The following is a 13855-nucleotide window of genomic DNA, read 5'->3' as shown; positions in this document are numbered from 1 at the left end:
TATTAAAATCGTGGAATTTTACAGTGATTTCAATTCCGGGAAACGCCGTGATACCCGTAGAATCTGCAGATTGAATAAATTCTGGAATACCATCAAAAGTATCATGATCGGTGAGAGACAAGATCGACACATTATTTTTTTCAGCAATCTGTACCAAATCTGAAGGAGAAAACTCACCATCTGAAAAGATCGAGTGCATATGTATTTCAGATTTACGCAGTGGCATGGCTTTATCCTTGAAGTTTCCATTTATATTAACGGGTTTTCCAGTGATTTCATAACAAAATACGGTTTTCCTGAAAACCAAACGCTTTCTCCTTCCCCAGTTAGGGTGTTCTATCTTCTTATTCCGTGAGCATTGATTTGGTGATAGATTTCCGATACCTTTAAGTGCATGAGACAAACAATATTGATTTTCCTGATATTTATTGCCGGATGCCTTTCTTTAAGCACAAGCACCCCTGTTGCTTCAGAGCCTCGTGAGGTTCTCATTGTATATACTGGCAATGTCCTGGCAGAACTGAAACCCTGCGGTTGCGCCAAGGAAGAAGACCAGGGGGGAATAGAACGGCGAATGCAATATTTGATAGATACGCGCAAACAAAACCCTGATCTTTTGCTTGTTGACACCGGAGATCATTTTAAAGAGCCCACTCGCCAGGGTAAATTGAAAGCAGAAACACTGCTCATTGCGACAGAAAAAATGCAATATGACGCTATTGCATTGGGAGACAGGGACATGGTCTACGGAACCAGGTTTTTAAAAGAACGACCACAAATTCCCTGGATTGCGGGAAACTTGTTGATCAATAATTTTGAGCCTATTCGATCAAAGGTAAAATCATTCTCAAATGGATTGAAAGTGGGTATTGTCGCTGTAGCTGATCCCGACCTGTTTTATGACCATTTCGGTCTGGAAATCTTGAATCCCAAGCAGACAGCCCTGAACCTGATAACCCGTCTGCGTGAAAAAGAAAACCCTGACCTCATCGTCCTCCTCACTCATGCAGAAAAAAAGGTCGCCTTGGGTTATCTTGATTTGGAAGGTGTGGATATTGTGATCAATGGTCACATTGTCAACGAATTAGATGTCATTGACATGGAGCCCGTGAGGAAAAAAGGGAAACTATTTGTTCAATCCTCTCCAAAGGGACAGAAAATGGGAGAATTGAGAGTTCAGTTTGACTCGAATAGAAAAAAATCTATCACCCATCACATGGTAAAACTGGATTCAAGTGTAAAATTTGCCCCTGAAATGGTAAAGTTATACGAAAATTATAATGAAAAAGTAGAAGCCATGTTTTTTGAAACTCTGGCTGGCAAGCGCAACAAAAGAAACAAATCTGTCTACGCCGGAGATAAAGTGTGCAAGAACTGTCATACCTCTGAGCATAAGGTATGGTCGGGTTCCAGGCATGGAAAGGCCTATGAAACTTTAAGGAAAATTAATAAGGCGTTCGATCCTGAATGTCTGAAGTGCCACGTAGTGGGCTTTAATCTTTCTGGAGGCTTCATCAGCGAATTGGATACCCCGGGGCTGAAGAATGTTCAGTGCGAGGTGTGCCATGGTCCGGGCCTAACCCACGCATCAGCTCCACAGGAGAGATTAAAGAGCCGGGCTAAAGAAGCCTGTAGCAAGTGCCATGTAAAAAACCACAGTCCCCGTTTTAATTTTGCGGAGTACTGGCCTAAGATTAAACATTAATATTTTTTGAAAATATAAGGAGTCGTTCATGACAAAGGTTACATCCCTTTTACTTACAGTTTTTTTATTCCTGCCTGCATGGGCTCAGGCTGATGAAAAAATTCGCGGGACCTATGAAGTCGTTGGAGACATCAACAAACTCAAAAATATTAACACCATTGAAATGGCGGAGTTCTTCAATTATTCCTGCGGGCATTGTTATCGGTTTCTGGAAACCTCTAAACGGCTGCGCTCAAAGTTCAAAGACAAATTACATCACAAAAAGTTTCCTATTTACTGGGGCAACCAGACCGCCTATCCAGCAATGGCATTTTATATTGCCGATGAACTGGGGGTTGAAGAAGAATTCACACAGGAACTTTTTGATACAGGTTTTAAATTGGGTGTCGATATTTTCCAACCCAAAGTTATAAAGTTCCTCGCTCGAGATTTTGAAATAGGTAAAGAGATGACCGAAGGCATGCAGTCTGCTTCCATTAAAAAGAAAACCGATCGCTCCCTGGAACTGGCCAAACAGTTCAAGGCCAATGAAACACCAACCATTATAATTAATGACATACTAAAAGTAGCACCCAGCATGTCAAATGGAAGTGTTGATGAAATGACAGACAACTTGGAATTAATATTTTCAGATATATTAAAAAATAATGGTTAGTTATATTCGCCTTGGCCTCGACTCTAATCCTGCTTAAAATCCATTATGAAAAATAATATTTTAAAAAATACATTAGCTCTTTTTATTGTTGCCTTCTTCATCTTATATCTGCCGCAGGTCAATATCCTGGGCACGATTAACCTTAAAGGGACAGCTGACGCAGGCTTCTTCAGCAGTGACCTGGAAATTTTTGAAGAAGTTGTGGATTTAGTCTCAGAAAAATATGTCTACCCCCCTGACCACAAAAAACTGTTCTCTGCCGCGATCGAGGGCATGATAAAAGGTGCGGATTCAGACAGTGTTACACTCAGCAAAAAAACCAACATTAATATTCTGAGATATAAAGACAAGAAAACTCGATACAGGCTGAATTATGACAGAAACCACGATTGGGACGAGCTCCAGAAGGTGTACTATTTCCTCCACGACAATTCAAAAAGGACCATTGAAAAAAAAGATTTGGAAAGTTCAGCCATCGAAGGGGTCATGAGTTCGCTTGACAGCTATTCTCAATATATGGACAAAGACACCTTTAATAAATCCATGCGAGATACTGAAGGAAAGTATGGCGGGCTGGGAATGGTCATCACGATGAAAGATAAAAAGCTATACGTGGTAAAAACCATGGGTGATTCACCCGCACAAAGAGCTGGAATTCTCGCTGACGATTCATTCGTAAGCGTGAATGGCAAAGAAATCGTTGGAATGCATATTGAGGAGCTTGCCAACCTGCTAAGGGGCTATCCAGACACCAAAGTTACAATTACCCTTTTGCGGCCTGCTGACAAAAGAAAAAGAACTTACACCCTCACCCGTGAGATCATTTTAATAAATACGGTCGAATACAAAACCCTTGATAACCAGATAGGTTATTTAAAAATAAATAGCTTTTCCAAACAAACTGAAAAACAATTGATGGCCAGTTTGAAAATGGCTGAAAAAGATGAAGTCAAGGCATTCATCCTTGATGTTCGTGAAAACCCTGGTGGACTGCTTACCCAGTCGGTAAAAGTAGCCAGTCATTTTCTTTTCAAAGGCAGAATGGTTGTTTATACGCAGGGAAGAGACGAAGACGATTATCATGAGTACCGTGGTTTATATAAAAACAGCCTGCATCAGGTTCCCGTCGTTGTTCTCATCAATCAATACAGTGCCAGCGCATCAGAGATTGTAGCAGGCGCCTTGAGAGATTCGGGGAAAGCTCTGATCATCGGTGAAAACTCTTACGGCAAGGGGTCCGTTCAAACCATTTTCAGGTTAAGCGACGGCTCTGGACTGCGTCTCACTACCTCAAAGTATTACACTCCATCAGGAATCGACATCACCGAGCATGGTATAGTTCCTGAGATTCGTATTATCAACGACGTCATAAAAGATGAGGAACATAAAGCCGATATTGAAGGTCCTGTCCAACCTTCACTGACTTTAAAGAACTCCAGCCTCAAAAAGTTTTTCGAAAAGCAGGGCATCACATTGTCCCGAGAGCATGACTCAACAGTGGAACTGGCTCACAGCATACTTATTAACACAACAGTTGCCAGCAAAAAACGGTCTATGGAAAAGGCCCGTGAAATTGCTGCCAACATTGAATATTAGCTAAACTTAAAGATTAGAAGGAATGCAGGAAATGAACATCATCAGCATCGACTACGAAAAAGGAACCGTACAAAGTGATTTTTTCAACTGGCAAATCGTCTCGAACAATGACAACAAATTTCTTCTCCTGCAACGGGAAGAAAATGGCCGGTTTCATGCCGCAGAAGCGGATGTCAAAAAGAAACAAATCTGGGAAGTAAAAGAAATATCATATCGCGGACCGGACGGTGACACTTTTTTTTATGATGAAGACAGCGGCATCATCAAGGTCTAAATAGAAGCCAGCATTGATTTCCCATTGAAGAAAATAACGCGTTCAAGAATATTTGAAATTCATATTGAATCACCTGGTGGTAGACTGCCTGTAAAGCTGGAAGTTCCAATCAGTGGCCAACTAACTGAGGCAGGCCAGTGGTCTCAATTATCTCGAAAGTCAAAAGTTCTAAAAATCTAATTTTATATGTTGGCATCGCTGTCTTCCTGTCAGCAGGGTTGGCTTTGATTATTAATATTGCGACAGCTCCATAAATAAAGACAACCGAACTCCCTCAAAAGAAAAACTCTGAACCCTCTACCCTTCCACCTGAACCAGAAGCTAAACCTGACAAAAACAAATCAACCAAAAAGAGTTTTATTAACTCCTTAAAGCCCAGCACCCTCTATAAGGAAACAGCAGTTATCAGAAAACTGGAAAGAGGAGATTTGACCAGTGTCTATGACTATCTGGTTCAGCGGGGAACCCCCAATGCTAAAACCCAGGACCATTACACCCTTCTTATGGCTGCAACTCTTCACGGGCATATTGAATTCGTAGATGGCTTACTGAAACTTGGGGCAGACCCGAATATTCCTGCCAATGACGGCTTTACAGCATTAATGAGAGCTATCTTGAACGACAATTTGGCAATTGCCAGAATTTTATTGAAACACGGCGCCAAACCAAACCAGCAGGATGACAATGGTGATACACCGTTATCAATCGCGCAAGACTCAAATAACACCAGAATGAGTTCTTTAATAATAAAGTATTCGCAGTAGTTGCCTGCAACTAGCCGGTTATTCAGATTGGAAGATGCGCAGGGACTTCAAATGCCCTAATGAAGTGCGCAGAGTTTCTTTTGTTTTTCCAGCCAGGAAATTACCCCTTAAATCAAGTTTCTTCAGTTTAGGAAATTTTTTCGTGTTCGCCAGGGCTAAAGCCCCGGCATCCCTGATTTCGTTCCAACCTAATTGCAACGACTCAAGGTTAGGAAAACTGGAAGAGCTTGCGAAGGCAATCGTACCTTCATCAGCAAAAAAGTTATGCTTCAGGATTAACTTTTTGAGTTTTGGGAAAGGCTGAGATTGGGATAGCAGTTCGGCACCTTTTGGGCTGATATCGTTGTACCTCAAATCAAGTTTTTTTAGTTTTTTAATAAACTCCTGTTTGAGCAGAGTTTCCAGGCCCTTGTCACCAATCTTTTTTCCAGAGAGGTTTAAGACCTTTCCTCCCCTCGACAGGTTTTCTTTAAAAAGTTTTTCATAATCAACCGGCTCAGAAATATCCAATTGCGCCTCAGCCCAGTTGACAGGAATTAGAAAAACTATTAACAGGAAAAGGAACTTTGATTTGAACATTGGATAAATCAGTCGTCTGTATCGCTGTCCTTCGCGGCCCGGGCTTTGAGTTCTTCCCAGCTATTGATCAAATCTTCATCATCCTCATCCGTGATTTCCTCATAATAAAAATCCTTGAGGTCATCGACATAAAGATGACAAAGCCGGGTTCTACACTTGGCGTTTTGAAGAGATTCTATTCCCTCACGCCGGATCCGGTTCGAGGTGATATATAAATGTTTCAACTTGGAAAGTGTCTGGGATTCAGCAATGGCAATAGCTCCTTCATCTTCGACCAGGTTGCCATATAAGCTGAGTTTTTTCAGGTTGCTCATGTAAGGAGATTCAGCTATCGCCTTAACTCCATCATCACTGATGACATTTCCATAAATATCCAGGTCGGTCAGGTGCTTGAAATTTTCCGAGTTGGCAATCGCCGCAATTCCTTCATCACTGATATTGTTGTTGGGTAAAACCAGTTTTTTCAATCTGCGAAGACTTTTGGATTCTGATAACTTGATGGCCCCCTTGTCTCCAATATTCTGGTTGCTTAAATCCAGGTTTTTTTTATCCGGAGTTAAAAACTGTTTTATAAGATATTCAACACTTGCCACGGGCCATTACCTCTTCACAAATTAAAGGGAGTTTACTTGCCACATTATAACATAATCGGTTCCCGGCTTTAACCATCCAGCATGACATATCGAATCAGGAAAAGGAGCGCGATCAAAATCATTACTGGGTGAACGTCTCTGATCTTCCCGGATAAAAGTCTTGTCAGGGGATAAGTGATAAAACCCAGGGCCATTCCACTGGCGATGCTATAGGTTAAAGGCATGCCCACAATTGTCAAAAACGCTGGAAGAGCGTCATCCCATTTTCTCCACTCAATGCGGGCCAGGTTGGAAACCATGAGACACCCCACAATGATCAACACAGGAGCCGTTATGGGATAAAGAGTTTTACCCGATTCCAGAGTGTAACCCCCGCCAATCATTTGAGCTATTGGAGCGAAAAATAGCGCCAGCAGAAATAGAAACGCAATCACGATGGCGGTGAGGCCTGTGCGTCCACCTTCGGCCACTCCGGCTGAACTTTCGATATAGCAGACCACGGTAGAGGTTCCCATGGCAGCCCCTGCTGTGGTAGCTACCGAATCCGGCAAAAATGCCCGGGTCGCTCGAGGCAGTTTACCCTCCTTCAAGAGACCTGCCTGTTGGCTGACCCCTACAAGGGTTCCCGCCGTATCAAACAAATCAACAAAAACAAAGACAAAGATTACGGTGATAAGCCCAAGGTCTAACGCGCCGAGAATATCCATTTTCAAAAATGTCGGCCCCATAGCAGGCGGCAGCGCAATAATCCCCTGATAACTCACCAGTCCAAAAGGAAGTCCCCCAAATGTCAGCAGCAACATGCCTATCAGAATCGCCCCCTTGATTTTCCTGAACATAAGAAATCCGATCAAGGCAGTCCCGAAAAAGGTGAATAAAACGGGAAGGCTTTTGAGGTTGCCCAGCTTTACCAAGGTTCCCGGGTCTTTAACGATCAGACCACCCTGAACAAAACCAATGAAAAAAATGAACAGCCCTATTCCAGAAGCAATCGCATATTTAAGAAAGTCTGGAATCAGGTTTAGAATCAGTTCACGAACTCGCATCAGGGTAAGGACGATCAAAATAAGACCGGAGCAAAAGACAGCTCCCAGAGCTTTCTCCCAGGAAATTCCCTGGCCAATAACAACGGTATAAGTGAAATAGAAATTGATACCCATGCCAGGAGCCAGGGCTATGGGATAATTGGCCCACAAGCCCATTATCAGGCATCCTAAAGCGGCAGAAAGGCAGGTCGCTGTCATCACCGCACCAAAATCCATACCAGTTGCAGACAGGACAGCAGGCTGTACAAAAATTATATAAGATGCGGTCAGGAAGGTGGCAACACCTGCCCTGATTTCAGTGGGAATATCTGTCCCATTCTGAGACAAAAGGAAAAACTGGTCGATCCGATGTTTAATAGATTGCACCTTCTCGCGCCCAGACAATTTACTTAATCAGGATTTCAGGAACCGTTCTTCAACCAGGGCAACCTCTTCTTCACGGGAATTGACCTCACCCATCACTCGAGCTTCCCGAAGTTCATTGAGCACCGATTGGAAAACAGGTCCGGGCTCCATGCCCATTTCCACAAGGTCATCCCCAGTCAGCGATAGTTCTGCCTTACCCTGGTATTGTGTGAAATAAATATTCGCGTACTGGTTAAATCGGTCTGTAGAAGACAAGGCCATCAAAAAAATGACCGCTTCAACGGAAAGACTGGAAAAGGTATGGTATATCTCTTTCGGTCCCCACTCTTTTATAGACTCCAGTTTTTGCATACTTTCACGGCAGCGGATCCTGTCATCGCGAAGCGAGTTTTTCATACGGGCAGGTAAATGCAAACGATCTGCCGCTTTCAAAAACGCGTCTTCATCCAGGGAATAGAACAGCCCCAAAAAATAGACATACCATACTTCTGGTTTTTTTGGAAAGATAACCCTGTCTGCCCAGGGGAATACCGACTCAAGTCTCTCCAGAACTTCCAGGTCACACGACGATTTCAACATTTCAGGAGATACAAACTGCAACAGATCAAATTCCCTCATTCTACGCACGCAATCCATAGGCTTTTTTTCATTGAGCAAGAGTTTGATCTCATTAAACAAACGCATTCCACTTAAAGAATCGACCAGCCTCTTTTTGATGGTGTTCCCCATAAACGCCTCTGCCTGCTTGCCCATCGAAAAACCAAACCTCTGTTCAAACCTTATTGCCCTGAAAAGTCTGCAAGGGTCTTCAATAAAACTTAAACTGTGGAGGACATGAATTTCCCTGCTTCGCAAATCCCTTTCCCCATTAAAAAAGTCAATCAGGCAAAAAGCATTAGAGCCGGTCAATTTCACAGCCATACTGTTTATAGTGAAGTCGCGCCGAAAAAGGTCAGACTTTATAGAGCTTTTTTCAACTGTGGGCAAAGCTCCGGGATGCTCATAATATTCCATGCGCGCGGTGGCTACATCTATTCGATAACCATCAGGAAAAATCACTACCGATGTCCCGAATTTTTCGTGAGACTTTACCCTGCCTCCCTGTTCTTTAGCAAGGCAGGAGGCAAAGTGAATTCCGTCACCCTCTACGACAATGTCAATGTCCTGATTAGGAATGTTTAAAAACAGGTCCCGGACAAAACCCCCAACCGCATAAACAGAAAAATTCAAACGATCACCAATTTTGGCAATGCCTTCAAGGTGCTTGAACACATCCTTATCCAACCTCTCCTTGACCAGGCTCTTGAGGTTTTTAGGAGCCCCAGACTTACCCAGAAACATAACCTTTGAAGAGTCCTCCTGTTGCAGCATGTCATTATGCAAAACGCGGAGAAGGTCTCCCCGGCTGATAACGCCTATCAAACGATTATCAGCATCGACGACGGGTATGAGCTTCTGTTTCTCTTCAATCACTATAGGAATCAGTGACTTGAAATAATCATCAGGAGATGCAACCGCAAAACGGCTTATCATCAAGTTCTCGGTAATATCCTTATCCATGTCATGATAGATAGCTTTTTCTACTATCTGACGGGTGATCAACCCTACCGGCTGCCCAGCCTTCAAAACTGGAAGCGTGTTCAAGTTATACTGGGTCAATTTTTTCTCAACACTCTCAATGGTATCTTTCATATCCACAGAAATTGCCGGCGAATGCATGATGTCTCCTACACGGCTCAAGGGCTGAACAAGGCGTTCAAGTTCGCCAAGCAACTTTTCTTTCACTTGTTGAAGAGTGAGTTCTTTGATAGTGGCCGATGCAGCGCTCCCATGCCCACCCCCTCCGAAGACCTGTGCCAGCTCAGCAACATTTAATTCTGCAATACTGCTTCGCGCTATCAAATAGATTCTTTTATCCAGTCGAACCAGAGCAAAAACCGCTGCCAGATTTTCCATGTCGACAACATTCTGGACCACATATGCCAGGTCCCTGACAAAATGATCCGAAGAAGCGAAAACGAGGGCAACCTCTATTCCATTGATCATGTGCGTTTCCAGGCTGGACACCAGTTCATTGAAAATTTCAAGTTGTTCAGAATTTAGTTTTTGCCGCATAAAACTGGAAACCCGGCTCAATTCCGCGCCGCGTTTAACCAGTTCTCCGGCAGCAATCAAATCTTCTGGTGTGGTCGAAACTGTAACCAGTGAATGAGTATCCTGATAAATACCCAGAGTCATCAGGGTACATTCTTCCGGTGTCAGAGGTATATCTTTAGCAAGCAAAATTTCATGCAAAATAGTAGTGGTTGCTCCTCTTTTTTTTATAACTGCCTGATTGACATTCACTTCATGCTTTGGGTCTGAGTGGTGATCATAAACATGGACCTCTACTTCCGGGCTATGCATTAAATCAGCAAAAACACCTATTCTCTCAGGCATATGCGTGTCGACAATCACCAATAGTTTCACCTGATTCAAAGGGATGTCCTTAATTCTTGTGAATTCAAGACGAGGGCGATCTTCCTTCAGAAATTCTTCAACCAGACTTTCAGCTGAACCGGGAAGGACGAGATGCGCATCAGGATACAGTTTTTTTGCCGCCATCATAGAAGCCAGACAATCAAAATCCGCATTCAAATGTGTTGTTATGATTTGCACTTTTAGAAAAGGCCCAGGTCAATAAAAAATGATAATTCAACAAGAAGCTTATTTTCAGCCAAAGTGTCTTGCATTATATCTTTTATATAAATTCTAACTTATTTTATCCCAACGAAGGAAAAGAAAACAAAAAGTTGCTCATGCCCGTGATATTTTCAAGTGTCTCTTTTGCGAATTTGAACTCGACTTGAGAAAGGAAGGCTTTTGGGGAGAGTGCAAAGAGTGTTATCGCAGGCCTTGTACACCAATACTCCTTTAATCAAATAATTCCCCGGATCAAAACCCTGGGGAACTCGAAAGCTTTTGTTAAATTCGGCGGTGTTGATATGCCCCTTGACCATTTTTTGCTGCGCATCATCTCGAATCAGGTGTGTTGGAGATTCATGCCAGTGTTTCTTGCTTGCAAAAAAATTATCTTCAAGTTTGATTCGGGTTGCCAGCAATTCATTACCTTGCATCGGTTGTAACGAATAAATATGCCAGCCTTCTTCAATCTGGACTGACAGGTACAGCTTGAAATGGTCACCTGGGTAAGCGAAATCCCTGTCGACCAATGCACTTAGTTTGACTCTTGGACCAACTGGAAGCTCTGAACTGGGGAAAGAAAAAGGTTCAGCAAAAACTGAAGTTGGAACAAACGCCAGAATAAAAACACATATTCTGATCATGGTCAGGGTATTACTTGTTTAATTTTGCTTCGGTTCGGGAAGAGGCAAGATATTTTTCTATAACGTGAACAAATTTCTCTTCAGATACAGCGCCAGAAAACATTTCCCCAGAAATTGTCCTGGAATCAGGGTCGTAGGTACCCAGAATAAAAGTTGGAGTTCCTTGTATTCCAAGGTCAACCCCGTCGCGGATGTCTTTCTTAACACGCTCCGCATATTTTTCATTTTTCCAGCACCGTTCGAATTCCTTCATATTTTCAATTCCTGCAAGCCTGACCAGGCCTAAAATTTCATTGTTGTCCGCAGGATTTGTGATTTTTCTATAGAAAAGGCTCTGAAGTTCCCAGAATTTATTTTGGTCCCTGGCACATTCAACTGCTTGCGCCAATCCATGCGCTTCCTTATGAAAGGGAAGTGGAAAATGACGGTACCCGAATTGAACTTCGCTGGAATATTTTTCCCTTACTTTTGCCAAAGTATTTTGCACCCTTTTGCAAAACGGACATTGAAAATCAGAATACTCCAGGACAAATACCCGTCTGGTAGAAGAATCATTTTCGTTCGCCCACATCATGGCAGTGCCCACCCCTGCAACCAAATGAAAATCATTAGGGGGTTTTAAATAAACTTTAACCCACCCTTGTTGAACGGCATTCTGATATTGCCGCTCGACATGAACCTGGTGGAAGCTTTTTTCCAGATAATCCCGAATTTCACCACTTACCTGGGCGAGGTTGCCAATCTCTTTGATACCAGGATTGCTGTCGTAAAACTGTTTTATTTCAGCAGGCGTAACCTTTGGGGGTTGTTTAGTAAATGAATCAGGGTGCTTTTCTGCAAGTTTATCGAGGATCTTTTCTTTTAAGGCACGGGTCTGCATTTCATGCAGTTGTTTGAGGGCTTCCTGTATACGGATGTGCTTGAGGTCATCCAGATAGATAGGCTCTCCATCAACTTCTGCCGCTATCGGATTATTTGAAAAAAAAGGTTTCCCTTCTGTATCGGCATAGATCTGGTTAGTACCAGCAAGAAAAAATAAAAAGGAAACTATGAGTATCTTCTTAAACATCAATTTACCAGGAAAGCAAGAACACATATGAACTTTATGATAGAAAGGAATGTTCTAACCATATTGTCATGGAAAGCTTCGACATGGGAATCACGTCCTTCTAATACTATTATCTCTCAACCCTGATATAAAACGCAATTCATTAGTTCGCACCAGAAAACGCTATCTGCCCCAGATCTACAGAAAAACCATTATGAACTTCTACACTTTAAAAACAGGTTTGGTCCATTATAATTTTTTGTACTACTCGGGGTTGAGAAACTTGTGGACATTACCAGCGAGTTCCAAAAAGGCTTTTGTGGCATCAGAATCCGGGTGAGATAAAACAACAGGGTCTCCACTATCAGAATTAGCAACAATATTTCCATCTAACGGAATACTACCAAGATAGGGTAAAACCAGTTCTTCTGCCAATTTTTTTCCACCGCCCTTTTTGAACACATCAATTTTTTCATTACAATGCGGGCAGGACATCGTGCTCATATTTTCAATTACCCCCACAATGGGAACATTACTGTCGCGGGCAAAAGAAATCATTTTTCGAGCATCCAGAATTGCCAGATCCTGAGGAGTTGTGACCACTACAGCTCCATCCACCTCACCGATAAAGTCGATAATAGTGATTTGTTCGTTCCCGGTTCCGGGAGGAAGGTCAAACAGAATATAATCCAATGGCCCCCAGTTTATATTCCCCAGCAACTCAATAATAAAGTCATATTTGACAGCATCTCTCCAGGCTATATGCATATTGGGGTCTTCTATTAGAAACCCCAACGAAGCCACTTTCAGTCCATTTTTAGTTTCGTAAGGATCAATGCCTACATCTGTGGCTTTCAATCTGACATTTTCAGCACGCAATAATTTTGGGATATTAGGTCCATGAAGGTCGGCGTCTGCCAACCCAACAGAAAAGCCTTTTTCGGCCAGAGCAATAGCGAGGTTGGTGGTTACAGTACTTTTCCCGACTCCTCCTTTATTACTGCCAACAATAATCTTGTGCTTTATCTCATTCATCCGCTTGTTAACTAACCAGCGGTTATGCTCATTTTTGTCAGCTTTGCAGTCGGTCTCATTATTAAACTCACACATTTCACAAGTGTGAAGGAGTCGACATTCTCCGGTAACTACCATCTAAACCTCCTAAAAAACATAGAATCGGGCACACGTTCTTTTTCTGACGGCCCCTGGGAAAATGAAACTGAATGTTAAAGACTATGTAACTCGGATACCGATGTCAAGGGAAATAGGGCATAATCCACCAATACCTGCCTTGAGCAAAATTTTCTGAAACTTTCCCAAATTTTTTATATCTAAATCTGAGATGCCTTTTTAGGTACCAAATCATCAAAAAAAACCAACCATCTTTTAAGGAAATCAGGAAAAATGAAAACTATTCACCCAAAGCTTTTTACATTATTAATTATCCTTTTTACCGCGACCAGCGCTTTTGCTGGAAACGCTGTGACCATCACCGATCCGCCAAATGGTGCCGTGGTTTCAAGCCCTGTAAAGGTTTGCATGGCTACTGAAGGGGTTGAAGTTCAACCTGCAAAAAAAGGGGTCAATGAAGGCAAAGGCCATCATCATATTATCGTTGATGTCGATCTGCCAAAAGATCTGAGCCAGCCGATTGGAAAAGACGCAAACCACATCCATATGGGAGATGGTTCCACCTGTAAAGAGATAAAGCTCTCTGCCGGAAAACACATCATCCGCACCCTGTTCGCTAAGGGTAATCATGTACCTTATAATCCACCTTTGACGGCTACGGTAACCGTTACCGTTAAGTAGAAAACTCTATAGGTCCGGGCCGTACTCTTCAAGTCGGCCCGGGTTTATAGTTCAACCTCCCCTTTTAGTTGATTTATCTTAAATTCAGTTG

Annotated in this window: 14 protein-coding genes; 6 read left to right on the top strand and 8 right to left on the bottom strand. The window is 42.6% G+C overall.

Going from position 1 to position 13855, the window contains the following annotated elements:
* Positions 1 to 220 (bottom strand): PHP domain-containing protein (locus tag F3741_03695; protein ID MZG29905.1); only part of this gene is annotated, 220 nt, incomplete at its 3' end.
* 174 nt (positions 221 to 394) lie between these two features.
* Between F3741_03695 and F3741_03690 the strand changes: the two genes are divergently transcribed.
* The 5 genes from F3741_03690 (at position 395) to F3741_03670 (ending at position 4994) form a co-directional block, all read left to right on the top strand.
* On the top strand, positions 395 to 1705 hold the full coding sequence (locus F3741_03690; protein ID MZG29904.1) for a hypothetical protein: 1311 nt from the start codon (positions 395 to 397) through the stop codon (positions 1703 to 1705).
* Between the two features lie 28 nt (positions 1706 to 1733).
* Positions 1734 to 2360 carry a thioredoxin domain-containing protein gene (locus F3741_03685; protein MZG29903.1) on the top strand — a complete coding sequence of 209 codons (627 nt, stop codon included), beginning with the start codon at positions 1734 to 1736 and terminating at the stop codon, positions 2358 to 2360.
* A 45-nt stretch (positions 2361 to 2405) separates the two neighbouring features.
* On the top strand, positions 2406 to 3956 hold the full coding sequence (locus F3741_03680; GenBank protein MZG29902.1) for a S41 family peptidase: 1551 nt from the start codon (positions 2406 to 2408) through the stop codon (positions 3954 to 3956).
* Positions 3957 to 3987: 31 nt separating this feature from the next.
* On the top strand, positions 3988 to 4230 hold the full coding sequence (locus F3741_03675) for a hypothetical protein (GenBank protein MZG29901.1): 243 nt from the start codon (positions 3988 to 3990) through the stop codon (positions 4228 to 4230).
* A gap of 254 nt (positions 4231 to 4484) precedes the next feature.
* Positions 4485 to 4994: an ankyrin repeat domain-containing protein gene (locus F3741_03670; GenBank protein MZG29900.1), complete on the top strand. Its 510-nt coding sequence runs from the start codon at positions 4485 to 4487 to the stop codon at positions 4992 to 4994.
* Positions 4995 to 5012: 18 nt separating this feature from the next.
* On the opposite strand, the gene F3741_03665 is transcribed toward F3741_03670, so the two are convergent.
* From F3741_03665 to F3741_03635, 7 genes are all read right to left on the bottom strand, one after another.
* On the bottom strand, positions 5013 to 5573 hold the full coding sequence (locus F3741_03665; protein MZG29899.1) for a hypothetical protein: 561 nt from the start codon (positions 5571 to 5573) through the stop codon (positions 5013 to 5015).
* An 8-nt stretch (positions 5574 to 5581) separates the two neighbouring features.
* On the bottom strand, positions 5582 to 6166 hold the full coding sequence (locus F3741_03660; GenBank protein ID MZG29898.1) for a hypothetical protein: 585 nt from the start codon (positions 6164 to 6166) through the stop codon (positions 5582 to 5584).
* A 68-nt stretch (positions 6167 to 6234) separates the two neighbouring features.
* Complete coding sequence (locus F3741_03655; GenBank protein ID MZG29897.1) at positions 6235 to 7569, bottom strand: NCS2 family permease; 1335 nt, start codon at positions 7567 to 7569, stop codon at positions 6235 to 6237.
* 36 nt (positions 7570 to 7605) lie between these two features.
* Positions 7606 to 10236, bottom strand: coding sequence for a CBS domain-containing protein (locus tag F3741_03650; GenBank protein ID MZG29896.1), 2631 nt, complete (start codon positions 10234 to 10236; stop codon positions 7606 to 7608).
* 155 nt (positions 10237 to 10391) lie between these two features.
* Positions 10392 to 10904, bottom strand: coding sequence for a hypothetical protein (locus F3741_03645; GenBank protein ID MZG29895.1), 513 nt, complete (start codon positions 10902 to 10904; stop codon positions 10392 to 10394).
* Positions 10905 to 10914: 10 nt separating this feature from the next.
* On the bottom strand, positions 10915 to 11973 hold the full coding sequence (locus tag F3741_03640; protein MZG29894.1) for a thioredoxin domain-containing protein: 1059 nt from the start codon (positions 11971 to 11973) through the stop codon (positions 10915 to 10917).
* Positions 11974 to 12216: 243 nt separating this feature from the next.
* Positions 12217 to 13062, bottom strand: a complete 846-nt coding sequence (locus tag F3741_03635; protein MZG29893.1) for an Mrp/NBP35 family ATP-binding protein — start codon at positions 13060 to 13062, stop codon at positions 12217 to 12219.
* A 294-nt stretch (positions 13063 to 13356) separates the two neighbouring features.
* Between F3741_03635 and F3741_03630 the strand changes: the two genes are divergently transcribed.
* Positions 13357 to 13764 (top strand): DUF4399 domain-containing protein, encoded by a 408-nt coding sequence (locus F3741_03630; protein MZG29892.1) that lies wholly within the window; start codon positions 13357 to 13359, stop codon positions 13762 to 13764.
* The last annotated feature ends 91 nt before the right edge of the window (positions 13765 to 13855 follow it).

The sequence above is a fragment of the Nitrospinota bacterium genome, from assembly GCA_009873635.1.
Lineage (GTDB): Bacteria > Nitrospinota > Nitrospinia > Nitrospinales > VA-1 > LS-NOB.
This window is presented reverse-complemented; position numbering and strand designations above follow the sequence as displayed.